Annotated in this window: 22 protein-coding genes; 13 read left to right on the top strand and 9 right to left on the bottom strand. The window is 36.5% G+C overall.

Going from position 1 to position 25,676, the window contains the following annotated elements; genetic code table 11:
* Positions 1–9: 9 nt before the first annotated feature.
* The 5 genes from IWC72_RS11190 to IWC72_RS11170 all read right to left on the bottom strand — a co-directional run bounded on the left by IWC72_RS11190 (position 10) and on the right by IWC72_RS11170 (position 6,507).
* Positions 10–771 (bottom strand): creatininase family protein, encoded by a 762-nt coding sequence (locus IWC72_RS11190; protein WP_194529825.1) that lies wholly within the window; start codon positions 769–771, stop codon positions 10–12.
* 75 nt (positions 772–846) lie between these two features.
* Positions 847–2,115: a sterol desaturase family protein gene (locus tag IWC72_RS11185; protein WP_194529824.1), complete on the bottom strand. Its 1,269-nt coding sequence runs from the start codon at positions 2,113–2,115 to the stop codon at positions 847–849.
* A 78-nt stretch (positions 2,116–2,193) separates the two neighbouring features.
* Positions 2,194–2,787 (bottom strand): hypothetical protein, encoded by a 594-nt coding sequence (locus tag IWC72_RS11180; RefSeq protein WP_194529823.1) that lies wholly within the window; start codon positions 2,785–2,787, stop codon positions 2,194–2,196.
* 294 nt (positions 2,788–3,081) lie between these two features.
* Positions 3,082–3,651, bottom strand: coding sequence for a TetR/AcrR family transcriptional regulator (locus IWC72_RS20420; protein WP_194529822.1), 570 nt, complete (start codon positions 3,649–3,651; stop codon positions 3,082–3,084).
* Between the two features lie 225 nt (positions 3,652–3,876).
* Positions 3,877–6,507, bottom strand: a complete 2,631-nt coding sequence (locus IWC72_RS11170) for a valine--tRNA ligase (protein WP_194529821.1) — start codon at positions 6,505–6,507, stop codon at positions 3,877–3,879.
* Between the two features lie 199 nt (positions 6,508–6,706).
* Between IWC72_RS11170 and IWC72_RS11165 the strand changes: the two genes are divergently transcribed.
* Positions 6,707–7,093 (top strand): DUF1573 domain-containing protein, encoded by a 387-nt coding sequence (locus tag IWC72_RS11165; protein WP_194526281.1) that lies wholly within the window; start codon positions 6,707–6,709, stop codon positions 7,091–7,093.
* Positions 7,094–7,144: 51 nt separating this feature from the next.
* On the opposite strand, the gene IWC72_RS11160 is transcribed toward IWC72_RS11165, so the two are convergent.
* On the bottom strand, positions 7,145–8,344 hold the full coding sequence (locus IWC72_RS11160; protein WP_226979545.1) for a PDZ domain-containing protein: 1,200 nt from the start codon (positions 8,342–8,344) through the stop codon (positions 7,145–7,147).
* Positions 8,345–8,613: 269 nt separating this feature from the next.
* On the opposite strand from IWC72_RS11160, the gene IWC72_RS11155 reads away from it, so the two are divergent.
* From IWC72_RS11155 to IWC72_RS11115, 9 genes are all read left to right on the top strand, one after another.
* Complete coding sequence (locus tag IWC72_RS11155; protein ID WP_194529820.1) at positions 8,614–9,804, top strand: pyridoxal phosphate-dependent aminotransferase; 1,191 nt, start codon at positions 8,614–8,616, stop codon at positions 9,802–9,804.
* Positions 9,804–10,820, top strand: a complete 1,017-nt coding sequence (murB, locus tag IWC72_RS11150; RefSeq protein ID WP_194529819.1) for a UDP-N-acetylmuramate dehydrogenase — start codon at positions 9,804–9,806, stop codon at positions 10,818–10,820. Before IWC72_RS11155 ends, murB begins: the two co-directional genes overlap by 1 nt.
* A gap of 209 nt (positions 10,821–11,029) precedes the next feature.
* A complete protein-coding gene (locus IWC72_RS11145; RefSeq protein ID WP_194526277.1) occupies positions 11,030–11,596 on the top strand; it encodes an RNA polymerase sigma factor in 567 nt (188 codons plus the stop codon).
* Positions 11,597–11,600: 4 nt separating this feature from the next.
* Entirely contained in the window at positions 11,601–12,359 is a 759-nt protein-coding gene (locus tag IWC72_RS11140; RefSeq protein ID WP_194529818.1) for an anti-sigma factor, read from the top strand.
* 85 nt (positions 12,360–12,444) lie between these two features.
* Positions 12,445–12,639, top strand: coding sequence for a membrane or secreted protein (locus tag IWC72_RS11135; protein ID WP_194526275.1), 195 nt, complete (start codon positions 12,445–12,447; stop codon positions 12,637–12,639).
* Between the two features lie 51 nt (positions 12,640–12,690).
* On the top strand, positions 12,691–13,245 hold the full coding sequence (locus tag IWC72_RS11130; RefSeq protein ID WP_194526274.1) for an RNA polymerase sigma factor: 555 nt from the start codon (positions 12,691–12,693) through the stop codon (positions 13,243–13,245).
* Between the two features lie 171 nt (positions 13,246–13,416).
* Complete coding sequence (gene lipA / locus IWC72_RS11125) at positions 13,417–14,292, top strand: lipoyl synthase (protein ID WP_194529817.1); 876 nt, start codon at positions 13,417–13,419, stop codon at positions 14,290–14,292.
* Between the two features lie 75 nt (positions 14,293–14,367).
* Positions 14,368–15,378, top strand: coding sequence for a type I glyceraldehyde-3-phosphate dehydrogenase (gene gap, locus IWC72_RS11120; RefSeq protein WP_194529816.1), 1,011 nt, complete (start codon positions 14,368–14,370; stop codon positions 15,376–15,378).
* A 74-nt stretch (positions 15,379–15,452) separates the two neighbouring features.
* Positions 15,453–17,603 carry a tetratricopeptide repeat-containing hybrid sensor histidine kinase/response regulator gene (locus IWC72_RS11115; RefSeq protein WP_194529815.1) on the top strand — a complete coding sequence of 717 codons (2,151 nt, stop codon included), beginning with the start codon at positions 15,453–15,455 and terminating at the stop codon, positions 17,601–17,603.
* Here the strand turns inward: IWC72_RS11115 and lpxK are convergent.
* Positions 17,593–18,591 (bottom strand): tetraacyldisaccharide 4'-kinase, encoded by a 999-nt coding sequence (gene lpxK, locus IWC72_RS11110; RefSeq protein WP_194529814.1) that lies wholly within the window; start codon positions 18,589–18,591, stop codon positions 17,593–17,595. The genes IWC72_RS11115 and lpxK overlap by 11 nt on opposite strands.
* Positions 18,592–18,638: 47 nt before the next feature.
* On the opposite strand from lpxK, the gene IWC72_RS11105 reads away from it, so the two are divergent.
* The gene (locus IWC72_RS11105; protein ID WP_194529813.1) at positions 18,639–19,733 is read left to right on the top strand and encodes a Nif3-like dinuclear metal center hexameric protein; all 1,095 of its coding nucleotides are present in this window, start codon (positions 18,639–18,641) and stop codon (positions 19,731–19,733) included.
* 5 nt (positions 19,734–19,738) lie between these two features.
* Positions 19,739–20,518, top strand: a complete 780-nt coding sequence (locus IWC72_RS11100; protein WP_194529812.1) for a zinc ribbon domain-containing protein — start codon at positions 19,739–19,741, stop codon at positions 20,516–20,518.
* 102 nt (positions 20,519–20,620) lie between these two features.
* Here IWC72_RS11100 and IWC72_RS11095 read toward each other — a convergent pair whose 3' ends face one another.
* Positions 20,621–21,961, bottom strand: coding sequence for an FAD-dependent oxidoreductase (locus tag IWC72_RS11095; protein ID WP_194529811.1), 1,341 nt, complete (start codon positions 21,959–21,961; stop codon positions 20,621–20,623).
* A gap of 316 nt (positions 21,962–22,277) precedes the next feature.
* The gene (locus IWC72_RS11090; protein WP_194526267.1) at positions 22,278–22,826 is read right to left on the bottom strand and encodes a ClpP family protease; all 549 of its coding nucleotides are present in this window, start codon (positions 22,824–22,826) and stop codon (positions 22,278–22,280) included.
* Positions 22,827–23,233: 407 nt separating this feature from the next.
* On the opposite strand from IWC72_RS11090, the gene IWC72_RS11085 reads away from it, so the two are divergent.
* Entirely contained in the window at positions 23,234–25,666 is a 2,433-nt protein-coding gene (locus IWC72_RS11085) for a gliding motility-associated C-terminal domain-containing protein (protein ID WP_194529810.1), read from the top strand.
* Positions 25,667–25,676 lie beyond the last annotated feature (10 nt).

Raw genomic sequence — 25,676 nt, 5'->3', positions numbered from 1 at the left:
TTATTTTTGTTACTCGTATAAATCGTTAGTATCTGCTTTACAGAGTTCGTATATAAAATCACCCATTTTTAGGGTCACATCTTTAAAAAATCGCTCACCCTTTTCTTTTGTTGCTTTATGAGGATTGCCCACGCCGGTATCCTTACTAATTTCTGACCATTTTCTTTCGGCCCAAGCCCAACCTTCCGAAAAGGATTTAATTTTATACTTCTTAGAAGCCCCATCACCCCATTTTTCCCTGGGCAATACCAAATCTGGTTGTAAATGAAGCATCAGGCTAGTTTCCATCTCATCTGCATGATCTCCTTTTTCTTCAAAATACAAGCCTTTGTCCAAAACCCCCGGAAAGAAACAAAAGCTAATAAACATCTTAGGGAACTTATAGCCCAGCTCACGTACTAAAGGTTTAAAGTTATTGCCGCCATGACCATTAAATATCAATAATTTATACACGCCTTGTCTATTAAGAACCTCTACTATGTCAGTCAAAATAGCAAGCTGTGTACTAGGATTTAAATTTATATCAAGATATATATCAGATTGGCCTGTATTAACTCCAAATGGCAGCGTAGGCAACACGATAGGTTTCCCTCCTCTTTCCCATGCCACACGCGCAGCCTCTGCCGTCATATAATCGGCCTGAATATTATCGGTTGCATAGGGTAAATGATAGTTATGGGCCTCAGTAGCTCCCCATGGCAATATGGCTAAATCAAATTTCTCGTCCTTTAAGGCTTTCCAATTGGTCTCTGCTAAAATATAAGGTCTCATAAAATAACTGTTATCTAAAAAATAATATGCTCTTTTTAATTAAGCATTAGCTAGAGCTAAGGTATCAAAATGCAATCAAACCATTGTTTTTCTATTGTGAACGGCAGATTCAAAATAGGTAAAATAAAAACCGAAAAATATAGTAATCATAAAATAGATAGCAACAAGCCAACTTCCGAAAGTAATGTAGCTATTCATACCGAACCAATCACCCATAATAGAAATCAACACCAATCCTACTATACCCCTGAAAAGTTCAATATAAACGGCATATGGTTTTCGGTCCATTAAAGTAGTGTACCCATAAATACCGACAAAAACTATAAAACCGAATACTAAAAGTCCGCTCACTCCAATCTCGGTATAGTTAAAAAACATGAACCATAAAAATAGTGTTGTGGCAATGAGTTGAAAAATAGCGTATACTTTTAAAGCTATGGATGGCTGGGTGTCGTATCGCGTAAAGCCATAGACATCTTCAATAATTTCGATAGGATATTTTGTTTTAACGTCCTCTGGCCTCCAACCCGTGGGCATAAACCATATACGCAATTTATCTAAATAGCTCTTAGTGCGCCGCGCATCTTGCATCAATCGCCAAAGGTGTTGAAAATTAATAGGAACAGGATTCCATGTAGAAGCTGGTTTTAATACGCCATACTGGGGAGGTACGTCCTCCAACTCTTCTTGAAACGTACCAAACCAACGATCCCAGACACAAAGAATCTGTCCCAAATTCTTATCTATATATTCAGGATTTATTGCGTGATGAACCCTATGTTGTGATGGCGTAACAATAATATACTCTGCCCAACCCATTTTACCTATGTGCTGTGTGTGGTACCAAAATTGCGCAAATAAATGAATTGGAGCTAGTATGGCTATTATCTCGTTAGGCACCCCAAAGAAAGCAGCCGGAATCAATAGTAAGGGAAAATAACCAATTAAATTAGAAATAGACTGGCGCAACGCACATGCAAGATTAAACTCTTCGCTGCTGTGATGAATAACATGTTGATTCCAGAAAAAGTTTACCTTATGATTTAGCCTGTGGTTCCAATATCCTGCAAAATCTATGACTACAAAGGCCACAATCCATAGAAGCCAAGTACTCTCTAATGTAAACACGGCCAAATTCTCCAATAAAATAGGATAGGTCACCAAGATAAAACCCAAACCCAAAGTATCTTTGATGATATTGGTAAAACCTGCGCTGATACTTGAAACCGAATCCAGCACTTTATGCTTCTGATCTTTCACAAAATAGCCATATCCTATTTCTATGGCCAAAAGCACCACAAAAAATGGAATTGCATACAAAAGCGCCTGAGCATAACTTTCCACTTTGGGAGTTTTAAATTTTGATTTAGTATTGATATTTCTCTATAAATAGAGACGAACAGTTTTTGAATTGAGCCGAATCTAATTAAAAGGACCAACCATTATATGAGCTCGAAAAGTTCCGGGATCCATTAACCAAGGCATTCCCTTTTCATGTGGTTTTGACGGTAAACCGGTAGACTCAACAGTAGCAAAGGGTGTATAAATAACATAACGATATTGACCATTTCCCAACTCACCTGTTTTCTTGTCATACGCCTCGTCACTTCCGTAATAAATATAGAGCATACTGGGAACGATAGGCATTTGCCATTTACCCGCTGCAACCTCAGCGCCCTGTATCTCTCTTTTCTCCTTAGTATTTTTTCCTTCCAACGTAAGTTCCCTTCCTCGCTTCATAAAAGGCTCTAACGACTTTGAATAACAAGCCACACTTATTCCCTCTTTTGACGGATCATCTGCAATACAAACAAGATTATTAAAACCTTCCCTGAGAACCATCAAGCTTCCCGAGCTATCATAACCATAGACCATTGCAGCATCTTTATCTGCTTCCGGAGCTGGCAAAACGGCTGTTTTTATTTGAATTTCTGGAGAAAGAATCTCCACCTTAGTTTCTTGAGAAGTCATAAAAAAGACTGAGAAAAAGGCAATACAAAATAGGATGTTTTTCATAATATGCTGGTTTACATAAATATAAAGCGAAAAATTAATTTTTACACCAAAAGCAGCAAAATTTATGAGGGAAGTCTAAAAAGAAGGACCCCGAAGCCATAAAGTGGGGGAACACGTAGGATTATGACAAATGGGGCCTCCAATGACTTAAGCAGATTAGACAATCCTCAAAAAATAAGTATCCAAGTAAGACTATGGAGCTATTATAATCTAATTTTTCATGTCGTTACACTGATAAGACATTACAATATACGTTTATAAATGAATATAGGTTCATTTATAAACGTTAAAATTTTATGATTTTATGGCATCCCAACACACACGAAAAGATTGCTCCATCAAACTATCCGTTAACTCAATTTTATCCTTGACCAATTGTCTCGAAAAAGTATTGGCGTATCCATATAACAATGAAATCATCAAACGGTTATCAATATTTTTTACAATTAGCTCTTCTTTACCTTTATTCAACATCGTTTTTAAATAGCTTAAAAACTGTTCATCAAGTTCATTTGTTTCTTCCGATACATAAGATGAATACCGGAATTGATGCATAAAAACCACCTCTGAGCTATTGGAAACACGGAATTTTAGTACGTTAGACCATATAACCCAAAACTGTTTTTTCAACGGAAGATGCTGCACAGAAGGTAATAATGAAAGTGTACCGCGAACTAACAAATGCTTGTACAGCTCATTTAATAGTTTTTCTTTACTATCAAAATATATATACAAAGTTCCGGAAGCCAATTGAGCCTTTTCGGCAATAGATGACATGGTAAGTTTATTTAACCCAACTTCAGAAGTCAACTCAACAGTCGCTTCAAAAATTGTACTAATCTTAGTGTCATCTTTAACTCTCACCTGACTAATATAGCAATTAAAGTGAATATAGATTCATTTATTACGATGCAATTTTAGTTGAAACATCTGTACAGAAGGCTGAATATAGCTGTTCTAACCGGTTCCGCTAATCTAGCGTTACTGGTGAAAAAGTTGCTTGGAACTATTTCATACCCCCCCAAAAAAAAACGGCCGGATACTCTAGAAATAGAATAACCGGCCGCAATTATTATACTAACAAAAAGTTTACCCCAAACTGGCTAAACTTTTTTCTAAGGTTTCAATTTTAGCCTCGGCATCTGCTTGTTTTTGACGCTCTATAGTTATAACCTTTTCTGGGGCATTGTTTACAAAACGCTCATTAGAGAGTTTCTTCTGAACGGATTTTAAAAAGCCTTTGGTGTACTTCAACTCCTCTTCAATCTTTTTGATTTCCGCTTCAACATCTATTGCTCCGCTTATCGGCACAAAGTATTCGTTGCTTTTTACACGAAAGGACAAAGCGCTATCAACCGTAGCATCAACATATGAAATTTCAGAGACATTGGTCAGTTTTTCTATAACCACATCCCAAGTTTTGGCCAATTTACCTTCATTTAGAACCATAAGCTCTAAACTTTCTTTCATTGGTATATTCTTTTCTTTACGAATATTCCGAACACCGGAAACCACTTCCGCAGCTATATCAAAGCTTTCTACAAGAGCCTCGTCCACCTTTTCCAATTGAGGCCATTTTGCTACTACCAAAGCCTCTTCCGGAGTACGCTCTGTTATGTGTTGCCATACCTCCTCAGTTAAGAACGGCATAAACGGATGTAACAATTTTAGATTTTGCTCGAATAAATCAATCACCGCTTCATATGTAGTTCTATCTATTGGCTTTTGATAATCTGGTTTTATAATCTCCAATAACCAGGAACTATAATCATCCCAAACCAATTTATAAATAGCCATTAAGGCATCCGAAATGCGATATTTACTAAAATGGTCCTCAATCTCAACTAAGGTTTTATTGAATTTGGCCTTATACCATTCAATTCCTAATTTAGACGCTTCAGGTTGTGGCAAATCTGCTATTTCCCATCCTTTCAACAAACGGAAACCATTCCATATTTTATTGGCAAAGTTCTTTCCTTGCTGGCATAAATCTTCATCGAACATTAAATCGTTACCGGCGGCAGAACTTAATAAAAGCCCAACTCGAACACCATCTGCCCCATAATCTTCAATTAATTTGAGGGCATCCGGGGAATTCCCAAGAGATTTGGACATTTTTCTACGCTGCTTATCCCGTACTAACCCCGTAAAATATACATTCTGAAAAGGACGCTCATCCCGATATTCATAACCGGAAATAATCATTCTAGCCACCCAGAAGAAAATAATGTCCGGACCTGTTACTAAATCATTGGTAGGATAATAGTAATTTATCTCTTTATTATCCGGCTCTAAAATACCGTTAAAGACACTTATAGGCCACAACCAAGATGAAAACCAAGTATCCAGGGCATCCTCGTCTTGTTTAAGGTCCGCTTCTGTCAAATTGGCATTGCCTGACTTTTCTTGAGCTAATTTCAAGGCTTCACCTTTGGTTTCTGCTACTACAAAATCTTCTTGTCCATCACCAAAATAGAAGGCAGGAATCTGTTGCCCCCACCACAATTGCCGCGAAATATTCCAGTCGCGAATATTTTCCATCCAATGGCGATAGGTGTTCTCAAACTTTTTAGGAAAGAATTTTACTTCTTCGGTTTCAAGTACAGATTTAATGGCAGGCTTAACCAAGTCTTCCATTTTTAAGAACCATTGATCACTTAATCTTGGCTCAATAACAGCTTTTGTTCTTTCTGAAGTTCCTACTTTATTAACATAGTTCTCCTTTTTTACCAAAAAGCCTTTTTCCTCAAGCTCCTTTGTTATTTCTTTTCGAACTACAAAACGGTCTTTTCCTTCGTAATGCAATCCAAAAGAATTTAGCGTAGCATTAGCATTGAAAATATCTATAGTTTCAAGATTATGCTTTTCACCCAAAGCTTTATCATTAATATCATGAGCTGGAGTTATTTTTAAACAACCTGTTCCAAACTCAATATCTACATACTCATCTTCAATAATTGGTATAACCCTACCGGAAATAGGTACAACTACCTTTTTTCCACGTAAATGACTGTATCGTTCATCATTAGGATTGATGCAAATTGCAGTATCACCAAGAATAGTTTCAGGTCTTGTTGTAGCAATAGTTACGCGTTCATCAGAACCTTCAATAGGATATGATAAATAATACAAAAGACCTTGTTTTTCCTCATAAACGACCTCTTCATCAGACAGTGTGGTCTGCGCTTCAGGGTCCCAATTTACCATACGGTGCCCTCTGTATATCAATCCTTTATTAAATAAGTCAACAAAAACTTTAATGACCGATTTATACATATCGTCATCCATGGTGAATTTGGTACGTTCCCAATCACACGAAGCGCCCAATTTTTTGAGCTGACCAAGAATAACCCCACCATATTCATCTGTCCAATCCCAAGCGTGCTTTAGAAACTCTTCTCGGCTTAAATCAGCTTTATCTATGCCTTCGGATTTTAATTTTGCCACAACTTTGGCCTCCGTAGCAATAGATGCATGGTCCATTCCTGGTACCCAGCACGCATTTTTGCCCATTAAACGAGCCCTTCTCGTTAATACATCCTGAATAGTAACGTTCAGCATATGCCCCATATGAAGCACTCCGGTTACATTTGGAGGAGGAATTACAATTGTATAAGGCTCTCTTTCATCTGGAGTAGATGAAAAATAATCATGCTCCATCCAGTAATCATACCAATGGTTTTCAGCTTTTAAGGCGTCATATTTAGAAGGAATATCCATATTTTTGGAACGGTTTTTGTCTAAGGAATGTCGGTCACTACAATAAAGACCGAAATAAGAAGTTACATTATTAATAAATAACGGCAATTTTGCCTAATTTCAAATACGAAACAAAAATAAGTAACGTTAACAGATAACAAAAGAATTTTGGAGGTTCATCTGAAAAGATTTATTTTTGAGATTCCCTAAATTTAATAAAATGAAAAAAATAGTACTCGTATTATTTGTTGGTCTTATGGGGTTAACCCTTACCGCACAGGATAAGGCCGCTAAAATTGAATTCAAATCTGAAACTGTTGATTACGGTGAAATTCAAAAAGGAGCCGATGGCGTTCGTATTTTTGAATTTACAAATACTGGCCAAGCGCCATTAATTATTAGCAAAGTAAGCTCTAGTTGTGGTTGTACCATACCTAAAAAACCTGAAGATCCAATTTTACCAGGTAAAACAGGTGAGATTTCTGTAAAATATGATACTAACCGTGTAGGTCCAATCAGAAAGGCCATTACAGTGATTTCTAATGCAGACACGCCTACAAAGGTTCTTAAAATTAAAGGTGAAGTAAAAGCCTCAGAAGGCAAATAAACTCACTGCATACAACTTATAAAAAAGACCTGATTAGAATCAGGTCTTTTTTTATTTAAGCATATTTTTGAGCACAAAGGTGAAGAGCAAATCAGAATTATAGCGCTCAATAAGGAGTTTAATGCGTTTACCCTCCTTTTCATTAATCATCTCTAAAATATCTTGAAGCTTATACTTGTGAATCTTTTTTCCGTTCACTGCTAATATTACATCACCTTCTTTTAAACCTGCTTCATGCGCAGGGCTACCTGCTCTAATGGCTGAAACAATTATTTCAGGAGCAACACTTAATCTCGTCTGATTTTCAAAAAGTAACTGCACATTACCAAAATCTCGCTTACCACTGTAAACTACACCTTGACTGTCAGAAAGGCTTTCTGCTATATACCGGATGCCATCATGTTGCAAATCCAATCCAGATAAATTGTACTTAAACGGTTTATTAAAATTAGAATTCTTCCTAAGGGTAATACGACTTCTTTGATAATCAAAAACTACATTAAAGCGTTTTAATACACATCCTCCAATACTACCATTACGACTCACCAGATTTGTAAGTTCTCGAAAAGAATCTTTATCAGGAAAGGCTGCCTTAGCATCATTTAACAGAAAACGACCTATACGTAGACCGTCAACTTTCGTTCGTTTTCCATAAATATTTCCGTTGAGACCTTTCCCAAGAAAATCATCATAATGTTTATCGGGCACATTAATAGAATCATTCTCAAAAAGCCAAAGCGCATCGCTACTTCCTGTATCCAACAATAATCTTACCGGAAGCTCTTTCCCGTCTTTCAAATAAAGCCCGGTATTCAAATATGCTTTTTTAGCCCTAATAGCTAATGGTAAGACTTCGTTGTTCTTATTTTTTTTATACACATAACTTTCTGGATCTCTAAAACGGATATTCTTTTTGATATAATTGACATCCACCACAAAATCCCTAAAAATATCATACCCCATAATACCATGAACAGGAATCCCCAACGAAGTTGAAAAATTGATGCTTTTGTCCATGACAACAAATAGTTTTTGGTCTTGGTTCTCTATATTTTTCAATCGAAATTGATTCCCCTTTGAAACCAAGGCTTTAATAGGAACGTTTTCTCCAAATCCCTTTATAGTAACCTCTGAAACATTATTGATTTGTACCGAATCCGTTTCGGAAATATTGAACAATATAGGTGTGCTTACACCAGAATCTAATATAAAAGATAGTTCTGTGCCATTGACTTCAATAGGCACTATCATAAGATTATTTATAAATTGAAATTTCACTTTTTCGAACTTTTGCCCTTTGGGCAAACTAAAACCTTGCGCTATTACCGAAGAAGAAAGCAACATGAGAAAGAATATGATATGTAGACGTAGAGAGTTCAACTTTTTTCATATTTCCTTTTATAATTTACGATTTTTTCAGACACATACCTTGTTTTTTAACAAAAGACCAATAAACGATTTCCCATGACGTATGGTTTTCTCGATTGGTTTCCTCATTTTTGCAGCAAAATTGCACACATATGCCATTAGTATCTCAAAAAGGGCTTTCCATGCCCGAATCGCCAATTAGAAAACTAGTTCCTTACGCAGAAGAAGCTAAGAAGAAAGGCGTTAAAGTAATTCATCTTAATATTGGTCAGCCAGATATAAAGACTCCACAAGTAGCGCTAGATGCAGTAAAAAACAACACCTTAGACGTTATTGCCTATAGCCGTACTGAAGGTTCAGAAGAATACCGTGAAAAGCTTGCTGCCTATTACGCCAAGAATGATATTCACGTAACTGCAGAAGATATAATAGTGACCACAGGTGGCTCCGAAGCTTTAGCTTTCACCATGGGCAGTATCGCGGATAATGGCGATGAAATAATCATTCCCGAGCCTTTTTATGCCAATTACAACGGATTTGCTACCGCTACAGGGGTAAAGGTTGTTCCGGTAATATCCAATATCGATTCTAATTTTGCCCTTCCAGCCATTGAAGAGTTCGAAAAACTGATTACACCTAAAACAAAGGCTATTCTTATTTGTAATCCGGGAAATCCTACGGGATACTTATATACCCGTGAGGAAATAAAGAAACTAGCGGCCATCGTTAAAAAACATGATCTGTTCTTAATTGCGGATGAAGTATACCGTGAGTTCACTTATGACGGAAAAGAGCACTACTCTATTTTACAGGAAGAAGGGTTGGAAGAACATGCCATTATCGTAGACTCCGTTAGCAAAAGATATAGCATGTGTGGGGCTCGAATAGGTTGTTTGGTTACCAAGAACCAAGACATTATTAAAACAGCCATAAAATTTGCACAAGCAAGATTATCGCCACCAACGTATGCTCAAATAGCCAGTGAGGCCGCTTTGGAAACACCACAAAGTTATTTTGATGATGTTAAAGAAGAGTATGTAGGCCGTAGAAACCTTCTAATTGAAGAATTGGAGAAAATTGAAGGCATTAAAATAGGCAAGCCTCAAGGTGCTTTCTATTGTATTGCAGAACTACCTATAACAGATGCAGATGATTTTGCACAATGGCTGTTAGAAGATTTTAGATTGAATAACGAAACCGTAATGGTAGCTCCTGCTGCAGGCTTTTATGCCTCGGAAGGGTATGGAAAGAACCAAATTAGAATTGCTTATGTCCTAGACAAAGACAATTTAAAGAGAGCTGTTAATATACTAAAGGAGGCGCTAAAAAGTTATATAGCGTAATGGAGGTTAGAAAAGACATATCCCTTAAATCCTACAACACTTTTGGAATTAATGCCAAGGCTCGTTTCTTTATAGAAATTAATAGTTTACAAGACTTAAAGGAAGCACTTCAACTAGATGAATATCCTAATAAATTTATTCTAAGCGGAGGAAGTAACATATTAATCACCAATGACATTGATGCATTGGTAATACACATTAATCTTAAAGGAAAGGAAGTCCTTGAAGAAAATGACACCCACGTCCTATTAAAAGTTATGGCCGGCGAAAATTGGCACCAAATGGTGTTATGGACGCTAGACCAAAATTATGGTGGATTAGAAAATATGTCTCTTATTCCTGGTAACACTGGTACGGCCCCAATTCAAAACATTGGCGCTTACGGTGTTGAACTAAAGGATAATTTTGTTTCTTGCGAAGCAATGCATATTGAAACTCAAACCCTAAAGACTTTTTCAAAAGAAGACTGTCAGTTTGGCTATCGTGATTCTTTTTTTAAGAACGAAGGAAAAGGAAAATACGTTATTACATCGGTAACGTTTGAATTAAGCAAGAGCAACCATAAGAAGAACACCTCTTATGGTGCCATTGATACTGAACTAGAAAAGATGGGCATTTCAGACCCAACTATAAAAGATATTTCAAATGCTGTAATAGCAATTAGGCAAAGTAAATTGCCTGACCCCGCAGTTTTGGGCAATAGCGGGAGTTTTTTCAAAAATCCGATAATCAGCCTGGAAGATTACACCCGGTTCATTACACTCCATCCTGAAGCTCCATCCTATAAAATTACGGATGAAAGCTATAAAATACCAGCAGGTTGGCTCATTGAGCAATGTGGTTTTAAAGGTAAAAGATTCGGTGACGCCGGTATTCATAAAAATCAGGCGTTGGTTCTTGTCAACCATGGTGAAGCTACGGGTCTAGAAATATTAGATTTAGCCTATAGAATAATTAAGGAAGTAGATAAGAAGTTCGGTATTAATATATCACCGGAAGTAAACATCATAAAATAAATAACCCCCAAAGAAAAATCTTGGGGGCTATACCAAACCAAACTAACCAAAAATTAAATGTGCAGTTACCAAGTGCACATTTATATTATTAATATTTTTGAAAACGCCTATATAAAAATCATTTTATAAATTAGCGTTTAAACATATACGGTACTATCGATTGAATTGGATGCCCAAACATCCATTTTTTTTGCACCGGGCACTAAAATATGAGTACACTACTTGAAAAACACATTGTAGAACTGCTTCAAGAAAGAGATGAAAAAGCCATTTCACTTTTGTATGAGCATTATGGAGACACACTTTTGGGAGTTGCCAACAAGGTAGTTCGAAATGAAGAATTAGCACAAGATGTCTTACAAGAGAGTTTTATTAAAATTTGGAAAAAATCTGATTCCTACGATTCATCTAAAGCTAAACTTTTTACGTGGTTATTTCGTATAACACGTAATACAGCAATAGATAAATTAAGAAGCGTTAATACAAAAAGCGATAAGGAAATCCAAATTGATGTTTCTGACGTATATAACTTAGGCGTCAACAGTACAAGACCAGAGTTTATGGACGTCCGTGAAAATTTAGATAAGATAGAGACCAAATACCAAATTGTGTTAGATGCCTTATTTTTTGAGGGTATGACGCAACAGGAAGCGAGCGATGAGCTTAATATTCCGCTGGGAACTATCAAATCTAGATTAAAAATCGGGCTCAGGGAACTCAAGAAAATTTACGGCCCTACATTACTGTTGGTGTTATCATTAAACCTGATATCCTAATACCATGAAAGAAAAAATAAAATTATTCCTAGATTCCGATTTATTGGAAAGCTATCTTTTAGGTACTACTACAACTGAGGAAGCATTACAAGTAGAGCGCTATTTGTCTATGTACCCAGAAGTTCGTGAAACCTACGAAGAGTTGCAAGACAATTTAGAAACGTATGCAAAATTGTATGCCGTTAAAGCTCCAGAAGCACTTAAAGAAAGAATTCTTAACAGTATTAATAAAGAATCTAACTTTAAGAGAAATTTTTACCGCATGGCAGTTGCTGCCAGTTTGGCTATATTGGTTTCTGTAGGTGCCTCATATTTTTTCTGGGACAAAAATCAAAGTCTTCAAGAAGAAAATTCTATCGTTAATAATAAAATTGACGATTTAGAAGAAACCATGCGTGCACAATTAGAAGATGTTAGAAACCAATTTATAGTTCTTCAAAATCCTGAAACAAAAAAGTATACTGTAAAAGGAAACAAGAAAGCACAAGAGCTTAAAGCTGTTGCCTACATAAATCCGGTAAAGAGACTTTCTTATATTAATGTAAGTAAGCTTCCGCATTTACCAAAAGACCAATGTTACCAAATGTGGACAGAGGTAAATGGCGAAATGGTGAACCTAGGCATCATCAAAGAAGCTAGCAGTCAGGAAAAATTATTGGCATTACCTTATGCAGATGACGCCGTTAGTTATATTACTATAGAACCACAAGGAGGCAACCAAAGCCCTACCGTAGAAAATATAGTAGCGAACATTGCATACTAAGCAATTGTTTATTTAAGATATCATTAAGGCCCCGAAACTTCCGTTTCGGGGCTTAATTTTATATCTTTGCCTCAAAATAATTTTTATGAAACTCATTTTATTGACCATCGGGTTATTAGCATTGGGGTTTGCAGGAATAGCTATTAAAATATGGGCTAAAAAAGATGGAAAATTTGCTGGCACCTGTGCTAGCCAAAGTCCATTTTTAAACCAAAGTGGCGAAGCATGTGGTATGTGCGGTAAATTACCAAGCGAACAAGATTGCAGAAACGAAGCATAACATAAATCTTCAAAACTCAATTTAAAATTCTCATTTTCAAACTATCTTCTTTTGGCAAAAGCCGATGACAACATCCAAATTACTATACAAAAAGCCCTTGCGGGCAGCCAAATAGCCTACAGCACACTTTTAGATACTTTTTGGAACGGAGTTTACGGTTTTCAACTAAAACGTACCGAGAACGAAAACGATGCAGAAGACATTACTGTTCAGACCTTCTCAAAGGCCTTTGACAAACTAAGCACATATAATAAAGACTACGAATTCAAAACTTGGCTAATTACCATCTCAAAGAACATTCATGTTGATCTGATTCGTAAACGCAAAAAAAGCCTTGAAACCAGCGGAAACCAAGATGCGGTAAAAAAAGTTCTTGATGATGCTCCATCTGCCGAGGACCAGTTGATTAGAGAACAGAACCTGGCCAGTCTTTTAATGCATATAAAAAAGCTAAAACCGCACTACCAGGAAGTCATCAACCTTCGTTATTTCAAAGAATTAAGCTATGCAGATATAGCAAAGGAACTTAACGAACCCATTAACAATGTAAAAGTAAAGCTGTTAAGAGCTAAAAAACTTTTGGCAGAAGTTATTCGTAAAAAGTAATTTTCCCAATATACCTCCAACCCATTTAACCCTGAAAAAAATATTACTTTCAGCTTAAAACAGCTATAATTTTAATTTCCAAAGAATTACAGTTCAAGCAAAAGCAAAAACAGCCCAATAACAGCGGTGCTGCACAGCTAAATTGTATATTTGTATAAAATTGCATCAATTATGAGCACAGATACTATAGGCAACGTTATCCCTCCAAAGGGAAAGCCAAAATGGCTTAGAGTTAAACTTCCTACAGGCAAAAAATATACTCAACTTAGAGGATTGGTAGATAAATATGACCTTCACACTATTTGTACCTCGGGTAGTTGCCCTAATATGGGCGAATGCTGGGGAGAAGGTACTGCTACATTTATGATTTTAGGTAATGTATGTACCCGTTCTTGTGGTTTTTGTGGTGTTCAGACCGGCAGACCCGATACGGTAGATTGGGCCGAACCTGAAAAAGTGGCTCGTTCCATTAAAATTATGGGCATTAAACATGCTGTTATTACTTCAGTAGATAGAGACGACTTAAAGGATATGGGGTCTATTATTTGGGCAGAGACCGTAAAGGCTATTCGTAGAATGAACCCAACTACCACACTTGAAACTCTTATTCCTGATTTTCAAGGCATAGAAAGGCATTTAGACCGTATTATAGAAGTAGGTCCCGAGGTTGTTTCCCATAACATGGAAACCGTTAAAAGACTTACTCGTGAAGTACGGATACAAGCAAAATATGAGCGTAGCCTTGAGGCGCTCCGTTATTTACGTGCTAATGGCGTAAACCGTACCAAATCTGGAATCATGCTTGGTTTAGGTGAGTTAGAAGAAGAAGTTATTGAAACCATGCGGGATTTACGAGATGCCAATGTTGATGTTGTTACCATAGGTCAATACCTTCAACCTTCCAAAAAACACTTGCCCGTAAAAGAATTTATTCTTCCGGAGCAATTTAAAAGGTATGAAGAAATAGGTCTAGAAATGGGCTTTAGACATGTAGAAAGTGGTGCTTTGGTACGATCTTCCTATAAAGCGCACAAGCACATTCACTAAAATTGACAAATACAATTTTACCCAACAATGAAAAATAGCTTTGGATAATTTTATCCCTTTGCTCCAAATTTCCCTATGAAGAAGATCAATATAGGCATTAACGGATTTGGCCGAATAGGTCGAACACTCTTTAGGCTTTTAGATGCTCACCCCAACCTAAACGTAGTTGCCATAAATGATTTGGCAGATGCCCGAACACTATCACATTTATTGAAATATGATAGTATTCATGGGGTTTTCGATCATCAAGTTACATATAAAGACAATACCATTGTTGTTAATGACAAGAACATAACCCTAACCAACCATAAAACACCAATTGATATAAAGTGGTCTGATCATGATGTAGATATTGTTGTGGAATGTTCCGGTAAATTCAAAACAAAAGAAAGCCTAGAACCTCATTTGGTAAACGGTGCCAAAAAAGTGATTTTATCTGCACCTCCCATAGATGATGACATAAAAATGATTGTCATGGGTATTAACGAAACTTCGTTAAATGCAAATGATAATATTATTTCAAACGCATCTTGTACCACAAACAATGCGGCTCCTATGATTAAGGTAATTGATGAGCTATGCGGTGTTGAACAGGCTTACATTACCACTATACATTCATACACCTCTGATCAGAGCTTACATGACCAACCGCATCATGATTTAAGGAGAGCTCGGGCAGCATCGCAGTCAATTGTACCTACTACTACAGGTGCAGCAAAAGCACTTACCAAAATTTTTCCCCATCTGGCCGATGTAATTGGAGGTTGCGGAATTCGCGTTCCTGTACCCAATGGATCCTTAACAGATATAACCTTTAATGTTAAAAGCGAAACATCTATAGACCAAATAAACACTATTTTCAAAGAAAAATCCGATAAAGAGCTAAAAAACATACTTTTATATACAGAAGACCCTATAGTATCTATAGACATAAACAATAGTTATTACTCTTGTACGTTTGACTCTATGATGACTTCGGTTATCGGTAAAATGGTGAAGATAATCGGTTGGTATGATAACGAAACCGGTTATAGCAGCAGACTAATTGACCTTATTTTAGTTTTGACACGAAATAATTACGTTTGAATCTTGATTTTCTACATATCGACTTAAAAAAGATACTATCGATTTTCGTATTGATTTGGGTTACCCAAAACGGAATGGCCCAAGACACTCTTGCAGTTGAAAATAATGACGTACGTATTTATTTTGAAGAAGCACGAGCATATCGTAATAGAGACCAAACAGATTTAGCTCTTGAGGCTTTGGAAAAAGCGTCAAAAGTAGCGGAGGAAAATGAAGACGTAAAAGCACTCATAGACTGCTATCACAAATTTGCCCTAGTCTATCTTAAACTTAAAAAGGAAGAAACCACCTATTTTTATTGGGACAGAGCCAAGGCACTCTTAAAGGACATAGAATATCCTTATGGTAACGCTATGCAGAAGTATATTGAGGCTATTCTACTTTTTCATGACGATAAAAATTTTCAGGCTATTTTCATGCTTAATGAAGCCAAACAGCTAAATAACGATCGTAATTTCTTCAATAATATCTTACTTGCAGAAGGCAATATATTCTTAAAATTAGAAAAGTTTGAAAGTGCTGCAAAAAATTTCAACTCCCTAATAATCAATACGGATATTTACGAAAGTGATTACCTGGCCACTAGAGCACAACTGGGCTTAGCTCAACTAAATCTAAATACTGAAAAATTAAAGGAAAGTGCTGAAAATGGTGAAAATGCACTTAAACTGGCTAAAAAGAATAAGTTTTTTAAAGAAATCTGGGAAGCCAATGAAATGTTGACTACAGTATACGAAAGACTAGGAGAATACGATAAATCATTAACCAACAACCGAAACCTATTACATATTCGCGACTCGCTCTTCAATATTGCTAAAATGAAGACCGAAGCTAAAACTGCAGAAAAAATTCAGTTCGATTTTATGAGCGATGAAATAAAGCGCCAAGAACAAAAAATTGAAGAACTGAACGAATCAAAGAACAAATCTGATATTACGGCCATACTTACCTCTGCCCTATTGACGATTATTACACTTTTGGCTGTTTCTTTATTTAGGAACAATCAAATCAAGCTAAAGACAAATGATTTGTTGCAGACCAAAAACAACGAATTAAAAGCTGCTAGAGATGCTGCGGTAACCGCCATGGAAGCTAAGACTAATTTCTTATCTACCGTTAGCCATGAACTTAGAACACCGCTTTACGCCGTTACAGGGCTTACGCACTTACTGTTAGAAGAGAACCCTAGCAAAGGGCAAAAAGAACACTTAAAAGCCTTGAAATTCTCTGGAGACTACCTATTGAATTTCATTAATGACATTCTACAGATTAACAAAATTGATGCGGACAAACTAGAACCGCTTAATGTAGAGTTCAACTTGAAAAAAGTACTTCAAGAAGTTATAGACTCCCTTAAGCAAAGTGCACAAAGTAACAAAACCACTTTAACCTTGGATTACGATAAGAATATTCCTTATCACTTAATGAGCGACCCACTAAAACTCTCTCAGATTTTCTTGAATTTGGTAGGTAACGCCTTAAAATTCACAAAAGGAGGCGAAGTGAAGGTTATTGCCAAAGTCATAAAAAAAGTTGATGATGATGTTACACTTTATTTTGAGGTAAAAGATAACGGTATAGGGATTGCTAAAGAACAACAACAGAACATATTTGATGGTTTTGAACAGGGCTCTATACAAATAAACCGAGAGTATGGTGGCACTGGACTTGGGCTTACTATTGTAAAAAGTTTACTTGGGCTGTTTGAGAGCAATATAGAATTAGAAAGTGCCTTAGGTGTGGGAAGTTCATTTTTCTTTGAACTAGAAATGAAAGGCAAGGATAGCCTTGTTGATGACATTCCGTTTGAAGTAACTCCGCAAGACTTCAACTTTAAAGACCTGAACATTTTAATTGTTGAAGACAACAAAATAAACCAGGTTATCACCAAAAAAATGCTGACCAAAAAAGAGATCACGAGCGACATTGCCAATAATGGCGGTGAAGCAATTGATATGGCTCGTGAGAACTATTACGATGCTATTTTAATGGATATTCATATGCCAGGCATTGGTGGAGAAGAAGCCACAATTGAAATTCGTAAATTTGATATTGTCACTCCTATAATTGCACTTACGGCTATTTCTTTGGACGATAGTTTAGAGAGTTTCTATGCCGCAGGTTGTAATGACGTAATTACCAAACCTTTTAAACCTGAGGTGTTCTATCAAAAAATAGGTGAGAATATTTTTAATAAGAAAGAACTTAAGAATACTACTTCATAAATTCTTCTAGCGTTCGCTTTAAGACCGTTTCTCCATCATCAAAAAACCGATGCTGTACTGGAATAAAATAAAGGTTATCGACCTTATTCTTAAGGCGTACAAAATCTTTTTCTGTAGTTAGAATACATTTCTTTTGTCTCAGTTGGGTTAATTCCGTCTCGCTGAAATCGTGGTGGTCCTTAAATTTTAGATGTTCAAATTTTAATCTTTCCGATTTTAAATATTCCACCAATGGCTTAGGATTAGCAATACCCGTCACAAGCGTAACTTCTTTCAATTTTAACTCCTCCAATGATGTTGAACTATCAATTGTCCTTAAAGTATCATCATAAGCCAAGTAAGAGAACAATACTTGTTGGTGAGACTCTGGTTTCAACTTTATAGTTATGGCTTTCTTTGCTTGATCACTTAAGTCTTTCGGGCATTTGGTTACAACAATAACCTGCGCCCTACCCGCTTCCTTCTTACTATCCCTTAAGTTCCCTGTTGGCAGATACCAATCATAAACATACAGGTCACCAAAAGAAGTTAAGAGAATAGAAAAGTCGCATTTCACTTTTCTATGTTGATAGGCATCATCCAATAAAATGACTTCTGGTTTTACCTGATCTTCAAGAATTGTTATTCCGTTTCTTCTGTCCGCATCTACTGCCAATGTAATATCCGGAAACTTAGAAAAAATCTGGAAAGGTTCATCACCCAGAGAATCTACTGTAGCATTTTCGTCTGCTAGAACAAAACCTTTTGATTTTCTGCGATAGCCTCTACTCAGTACCGCTACTTTAGAAGTCTCCTTTAACATAGCCACCAATAACTCTACCATTGGTGTTTTACCAGTACCACCGGCACTTAAATTACCTATACATATTGTAGGCGTTTTAAAGCTTTTGGAACTTAAAACTCCCTTATCATAGAAGTAATTCCTAATGTAAACCACCAAAGCGTAAACCAATGAAACGGGAAATAATATTTTTCTAAGTACTTGCACAAAGGCGAAATTATAATATTTTATCTTTAGACCTCATAAAAATACGTATGACCGTAAAAGAAGTTACAGATATAATCGAAGATTTAGCCCCCCTACCCTATGCCGAAAGTTTTGACAATGTGGGCTTATTGGTAGGTAGTGCCAATGTAGAAGTTTCTGGAGTACTTGTGACCTTAGACACTTTAGAGAATGTTGTTGACGAAGCTATTGAGCTAAATTGCAACCTCATTGTTAGCTTTCATCCTATTATTTTTGGAGGTTTAAAAAAATTGACCGGAAAATCTTATGTAGAACGCGTGGTCATAAAGGCTATAAAAAATGATATTGCCATTTATAGTATGCATACTGCTTTAGATAATGTACCACAAGGCGTAAATGCTAAAATCTGCGAAGTTCTTGGGATAAAAAATCCACAAATATTGGTTCCCCAGAAAGAAACAATCAAAAAGTTAACTACATACGTACCTGTAAAGGATGCTGAAACCCTTAGGGAAGCACTTTTTAACGCTGGAGCGGGAAATATTGGCAATTATAGCAATTGCAGCTTTAGCACCAAAGGAACAGGTAGCTATAAGGCTGAAGAAAATGCAAATCCTACAATAGGGGAAATCGGAAAAACACATTTTGAGGAAGAGGCTCAATTAAATGTCTCTTTTTCAAAAATTCACCAGGCAAGAGTTATGAAAGCTCTTTTTACCTCTCACCCCTATGAAGAGGTAGCTTATGAGGTCATTACTTTAGAAAACACCAATCAAAATATTGGTATGGGTATGATTGGAGACCTTCCAAAACCGGTAAATGACATCTCTTTTTTAAGAGATGTAAAACAAAAAATGGGTGCAGAAGGCATACGTCATTCTCAATTATTAGGTGAAAAGGTTCAAAAAGTAGCTGTTTTAGGAGGTAGCGGTGCTTTTGCCATTGAAGCTGCAAAAGCTTCAGGAGCTGATATTTTGGTCACAGCAGACATAAAATACCACGATTTTTATAAAGCAGAAGGCAAAATGATAATTGCAGATATCGGACACTATGAAAGCGAGCAGTTTACAAAAAACCTTTTAGTTGACTATCTTACAAAAAAAATCCCTAATTTTGCAATCCGTTTATCGGAAAGTAAAACCAATCCCATCAAGTATTTATAAAATATATGGCAAAAAAATCAGAAGCAACGGTAGAGGAAAAGTTAAGGGCATTGTACGACTTGCAATTGATTGATTCAAGAGTAGATGAAATACGTAATGTACGAGGCGAACTTCCTTTAGAAGTAGAAGATTTAGAAGATGACGTTCTTGGTCTTAAAACAAGGTTGGACAAGTTGAAAACAGATGTTGAGACTATCAATTTTGAGATTGGTGCAAAAAAGAATCTTATAGATGAGGCCAAAGCACTCATTAAGAAATATACAGAACAACAAAAAAATGTTCGGAACAGTAGAGAGTTCAACTCTATTAGCAAAGAACTTGAATTTCAAGAACTAGAAATTCAATTGGCTGATAAGAACATTAAAGAGTTTAAAGCTCAAATAGAGCAGAAGAAATCTGTTGTTTCCGATACAAAAGAGCGTTTGTCTGAACGTGAGTCGCATTTGAAGCATAAGAAAAGTGAACTTGATGCTATTTTGGCCGAGACCGAAAAAGAAGAAAAAGCACTTATTGAGCAGTCTGAAAAATACCAAAACGAGATAGAGGAGCGCTTAGTTAAGGCTTATACTCGTATCCGTAATAATGTAAAAAATGGTTTGGCAGTAGTGCCAATTGAAAGAGGTGCATCAGGTGGTTCTTTCTTTACTATTCCTCCACAGGTACAGGTTGAAATTGCTTCTCGTAAAAAAATTATTACTGATGAACACAGTGGTAGAATTTTAGTTGATCCAGTTCTAGCTGAAGAAGAACAAGAAAAAATGGGTAAGATGTTTACTAAAATGTAACAACCTTTTACCAAATAAATTAAAGCCATCTATTATTAAGTAGGTGGCTTTTTTTGTTGCTAAACTTTTATTTTAACGACGTACGCTATAGCATCATAGAAATTACAGAAGCCCCAATATTTTGTTCTCAACTTCTTTACTATCCCATTTTTCTTCAATATTTGGTATTTGCATCACCTCTTGCATCACCTTTTCCTGCTCATCACCAAGAGCAAGTGCTTCCGAATAAGATCTATTAGAAAAAGTAACCCTAGAATACGCAGGAATCCACTTGTCTGGATGCAAACCAGCAAAATGCTTTTCGATTTTTTTCTGTAATAGAAACTTTGGGTCTGCCGTCTTACTGCTCATCTCAACAAAATTCCGATAGCTTAATTCTGCAATAGCATCTGCATTGGGTTTGCGCTCTTCTTGATATTCGTTAAAAACAGCTTCCCAATCATCGCCATACTTGTTAATCTTTTGTTTCAGAATAAAAATATCTTCAAAACCAGCATTCATACCCTGTCCATAAAAAGGCACTATGGCATGAGCAGAATCACCTACAAGAGCCACTTTATCCCAATAGGTCCAAGGATAGCATTTCATGGTCACCATAGCACTTGTTGGATTTTTGAAGAAATCCTCCGTTAGGTTCTCAATCTCCTTTCTCACGTTAGGAAAATAGGTTTTAAAGAAAGATTTAGCCTGTCCTTTGGTTTTAAGACTATCAAAAGACACCTCTCCCTCAAACGGCATAAACAAAGTACACGTAAAACTGCCATCTATATTAGGCATGGCAATCAACATAAATTTACCTCTAGGCCAAATATGAAACGAGTTTTTATCTAATTTATGAGTGCCATCTTCATTGGCCGGGATTGAAAGCTCCTTATATCCTACATCTATAAAATCTTGTGAATAATCAAATCGGCTACGACGTTGCATTTTGTGCCGTACACGGGAAAAGGCACCATCACAACCAAAAATTATATCGTAATTGTATTCTTTCCACTCGTCTTTCTCGGTCTCTCCAGTATACAAAGTAGCTTCAGGCAGGTCCACGTCCCAGACCTTCTCGTTAAAACGAAACTCCACACCGGCCTCTTCCGCTAGATTTATCATTTTTTTATTCAGTACGCCTCTGGAAATAGACCATATAGCCTCTCCCTCTTTCCCGTACTTTTGAAAATATATAGGTTTGTCTATTACGTGCATAGCACGTTTATCCAAAGGAATAGCAATTTTCTTAATTTCTTCTTCTATACCAACTTCGGCCAAAGACTGCCAACCTCTATTACTCATTGCCAGGTTTATAGAACGACCAGAGAATTTTATATTCCTAATATCCGGTCTTCTATCAAAAACAGTAATGGTATGGCCCATTTTTTTGAGATAAATGGCCAATAATGAGCCGACAAGGCCTGAACCAATAATGGCTATGTTTTTGGAGGTTTGTTTCATATTAATTTAAGATGATGAGAAAAACGTAAATGTACTAAATTCTAAAAACAGTCTCTAAACACGCACTAATTGTCCACATAAACATCCTACTTTGTTATTCATATGAACTTTCCAAACTGTCGGGTTTAAAAAATTAAAACCGTCGTTTCTTTAGTTTTGAATTTACTGTTTTTTTAACAAAAGTAGAACACCCTCTAAGGTTATTACCCTGTAAATACAATAAAAATCCCGAGATAGCGTATATCTATATCCAAAAAAAAGTCCTTCATAATTCTTAATTACGAAGGACTTTCTTCTTTTTCTAAAATAGAAATTACTATTCTAAAATACCATCTACGATGCCGTATGCAATCGATTCTTCGGCATTCATCCAATAATCTCTATCAAAATCTTTCAATACTTTTTCATAATCTTGACCACAATTATCTGCCAAAATACGGGCACTCAATTCTTTGGTCTTGATTATTTCTTTGGCTTGAATTTCAATATTTGAAGCTTGTCCTCGCGCTCCACCACTAGGTTGGTGAATCATAACCTGTGCATGCGGCTGAATAAACCTTCTACCTTTTTTTCCTACAGAAAGTAAAATAGAACCCATAGAAGCAGCAAGGCCCGTACAGATTGTAGAAACAGGGCTTTTTAGCGATTTTATGATATCATACATAGCAAAACCAGAAGTAACATAACCACCTGGACTATTAATGTATAATTGTATTTCTTTATTATTCTGCATATCTAAATACAATAAACGATCTATAACGTGCTTAGCAGAATCATCATCTACCATGCCCCATAAGAAGACTTTTCTTTCTTCTAACAATTTTTCGTCTATCGCTTCTTGAACTTTTCCTTTTTTAGCACTCATTTCCTATTGTTTATACATACCAAAATTAAACAATTTATTTGTACCAAAATAGTCCATACCTAATATCACTACAATTACCTTTTATCGCTTTTTCTTACAGCCTGTCTTTAGCTCTCCAATTTAACTTATCGACATAAATAAACCACTCGTCTATTGAAACTTACTGCTGGCGAAAAAACAACCCGTTCATCGTTTACCCTACTCAACAACAAGAGTTTAAACGAACTTTGCTAAGAACAAACAAAACGTATGCTATAAAATTACAGCACTTTTTTATCCCAAATAACCTAGTTGCTACAAATTGAACTTGACCTTAATTACACCATTACAAACTTTACAGGTAAAGACCGTATTGTAGCTTCTGATTATATGTCGATCAATGAGGATTGTTAGACAAACCTATAATTATGAAGAAACTTATACCTAACAAAAAACTAATAAGAGCTCTAGGGCTTCTTATGCTTACATTGGCATTTAATACCGCCAATGCGCAACTTCAGAAAGGATTTACTCCTAGATACTCAGAAACAATAACTGGTGATTTCACCATGGTTGCCAACAATGTACTTTCTAGACATGCCACAAACCCCTATAACGGAAACGGCAGTAATCATGATTTTTCAGACAACGTTTTTGTTGATATAGATAGTGACCCTACTACTTTTAATTCCAGTAGCGCCAATTTATCCAATCCATCACCAGGCAGTTCATGTTTAACCATAGAACGTGTTTTTCTCTATTGGGCAGCAGCGGATAAAGAATATGAAGTTGATGGTTCCGGAACTCCTATTGCCGGAAATGGCGGAACTGAACCTTCTTGGAATTTTGATGATGTAAAACTAATGTTGCCCGGGTCTAGCACATACGAGGCAACGCTTACAGCTGATGATGTAATTTACCGTGGTAGAGATGATCATTTTGTAAACGACCCTTATATCTGCGTTAAAGATATTACCAGTTTGGTGCAAGGAGTAAACGACCCTTTTGGCACCTATCAAGTAGCAAACGTAAAAGCTACGGAAGGACAATTGCTCTCTCACGGTGGTGGAAGAACAGGTACTTCCGGTGGATGGCAAATAGTCTTTGTATGGCAAAGTCCACTTATGCCGCAAAAACACATCACGCTTTTTGACGGTTATGCCCATATTACAAGAGATGAGAATAATTTTGACGTTACTTTTGATGGTTTTCAAACCGTACCGAATGGCGATGTAAAAGCTAATATGGTTATTGGTTCTTTTGAAGGCGATAGAGGTATTCCTCGTGACCAACTGTTAATGTTAGATACTTCTAACTCATGGGAGCCGTTGAGCACCCCAATGAGGCCAGAAAATAATTTCTTCAATAGTTCTATTACCACTAATGGTTCCAATTATTTAGATCGTACACCTGCAAGTTCAAACACCTTGGGCTATGATGCCAGCTTGTTTAATTTGGATAATAGTGGAAACTCATTAATTACAAATAATCAAACCTCAACTACCCTACGGATGACGTCTGACCAAGAGTCTTACGGATTATATTTGTTAGGATTAGCGGTTGAAGTATATGAACCATCATTGAATTCTTTGGATTTGTACGCTACCGCTTCGGACGAGAGTCCACGTACAGGAGAAACCATTCAAATTTATTTAGATGTCGCCAATACCGGAAACGATAATATAAGAGACTTAACTTTTTCGACCACCATACCTGAAGAAATGGATTTCATAAGTGTAGAACCACTACCCAATGAAATCACTTATAATTTTAATGCTACTACCAGAGAACTGACTTTTGAAGTAGCAGATGGATATACAGATGTTACGAGTGCACCATACACTATCCAATATGCCGTACGAATTAAGGATGACGCTTATTTCTCTAGTATTCCAGCATGTACTTTTAATTCAGATTCCCAAACTTTGGCGACGTATATGGGCGAAATAAATATGACCCAACAGACCTCTAACAGTTCATTTACGTTTGATGAATGTGGCGTTGGTAATGGAGACCCGACCTCAATAGTAATTAGCATTACAGATGTACAGGCTCCTGTGTTTGCAGAAAACCTCCCGGGTGATATTACAGTGCCTTGTAACGGCGTTCCTGACGCGGCTATTTTAACTGCTATTGATTATTGTGACCCAGACCCTTCAACCACTTTTACAGAAACGGCTACCAATGACCGAAACTGTGAAACAGGGTATGAAATAATAAGAACATGGACAGCAACCGATAATGCCAATAATACTTTTACCCATACACAAATCATTACCGTTATATCTGATGAATGTATCATGGATGAAGAAGCACCAACGTTCATAGAAGAGCTTCCAGAAGACATCATCGTAGATTGTGATTCCATTCCTGAAGCAGCAGTATTAACCGCTACGGATAATTGTGATATGGACCCTGAGGTAACTTTTAGCGAAACCGCATCAAATGACAGAGACTGTACTACTGGTTATGAAATAACAAGAACATGGATTGCTGTTGATAATAATAGGAACGAAACTGTTCATACACAAATAATCATTGTAGAAGCAGATTTACCCTGTGACATAGAAAATCTGGTAGTTTCTAAAACCCTAACAGCCAATGGAGATGGCATTAACGATATTTTTGAAATTTCCGGATTGGAAGGATGTGATTATACTTACCACCTAAAAGTTTTTAACCGTTGGGGCAATATAGTCTATGAGAATAGCGATTACACTAATGACTGGAGTGGAATTGCTCCTAAAAACTCTTTAGGTAATTCGGGCATGCTTTCATCAGGCACCTATTACTATATCATCGGGTTTGGAAATAATGAAATTAAACCTGTTAACGGATACATTTATATTGGCTCTAACTAAAAAGGCAACC

It is taken from the genome of Zobellia roscoffensis, from assembly GCF_015330165.1.
GTDB classification, from domain to species: domain Bacteria; phylum Bacteroidota; class Bacteroidia; order Flavobacteriales; family Flavobacteriaceae; genus Zobellia; species Zobellia roscoffensis.
The sequence above is the reverse complement of the archived record's forward strand: the minus strand, read 5'-3'. Positions and strand labels throughout refer to the sequence as shown.

Coding starts and splice junctions, on each gene's coding strand:
- IWC72_RS11170 (WP_194529821.1), bottom strand. CDS start 6,507: ATGGATATTCCTTCTAAATATGACGCCTTAAAAGCTGAAAACCATTGG.
- gap (WP_194529816.1), top strand. CDS start 14,368: ATGAAGAAGATCAATATAGGCATTAACGGATTTGGCCGAATAGGTCGA.
- IWC72_RS11140 (WP_194529818.1), top strand. CDS start 11,601: ATGAAAGAAAAAATAAAATTATTCCTAGATTCCGATTTATTGGAAAGC.
- murB (WP_194529819.1), top strand. CDS start 9,804: ATGGAGGTTAGAAAAGACATATCCCTTAAATCCTACAACACTTTTGGA.
- IWC72_RS11105 (WP_194529813.1), top strand. CDS start 18,639: ATGACCGTAAAAGAAGTTACAGATATAATCGAAGATTTAGCCCCCCTA.
- IWC72_RS11155 (WP_194529820.1), top strand. CDS start 8,614: ATGCCATTAGTATCTCAAAAAGGGCTTTCCATGCCCGAATCGCCAATT.
- IWC72_RS11115 (WP_194529815.1), top strand. CDS start 15,453: ATGGCCCAAGACACTCTTGCAGTTGAAAATAATGACGTACGTATTTAT.
- IWC72_RS11180 (WP_194529823.1), bottom strand. CDS start 2,787: ATGAAAAACATCCTATTTTGTATTGCCTTTTTCTCAGTCTTTTTTATG.
- lipA (WP_194529817.1), top strand. CDS start 13,417: ATGAGCACAGATACTATAGGCAACGTTATCCCTCCAAAGGGAAAGCCA.
- IWC72_RS11095 (WP_194529811.1), bottom strand. CDS start 21,961: ATGAAACAAACCTCCAAAAACATAGCCATTATTGGTTCAGGCCTTGTC.
- IWC72_RS11100 (WP_194529812.1), top strand. CDS start 19,739: ATGGCAAAAAAATCAGAAGCAACGGTAGAGGAAAAGTTAAGGGCATTG.
- IWC72_RS11190 (WP_194529825.1), bottom strand. CDS start 771: ATGAGACCTTATATTTTAGCAGAGACCAATTGGAAAGCCTTAAAGGAC.
- IWC72_RS11135 (WP_194526275.1), top strand. CDS start 12,445: ATGAAACTCATTTTATTGACCATCGGGTTATTAGCATTGGGGTTTGCA.
- IWC72_RS11165 (WP_194526281.1), top strand. CDS start 6,707: ATGAAAAAAATAGTACTCGTATTATTTGTTGGTCTTATGGGGTTAACC.
- IWC72_RS11160 (WP_226979545.1), bottom strand. CDS start 8,344: ATGATAGTGCCTATTGAAGTCAATGGCACAGAACTATCTTTTATATTA.
- IWC72_RS11145 (WP_194526277.1), top strand. CDS start 11,030: ATGAGTACACTACTTGAAAAACACATTGTAGAACTGCTTCAAGAAAGA.
- IWC72_RS11085 (WP_194529810.1), top strand. CDS start 23,234: ATGAAGAAACTTATACCTAACAAAAAACTAATAAGAGCTCTAGGGCTT.
- IWC72_RS11090 (WP_194526267.1), bottom strand. CDS start 22,826: ATGAGTGCTAAAAAAGGAAAAGTTCAAGAAGCGATAGACGAAAAATTG.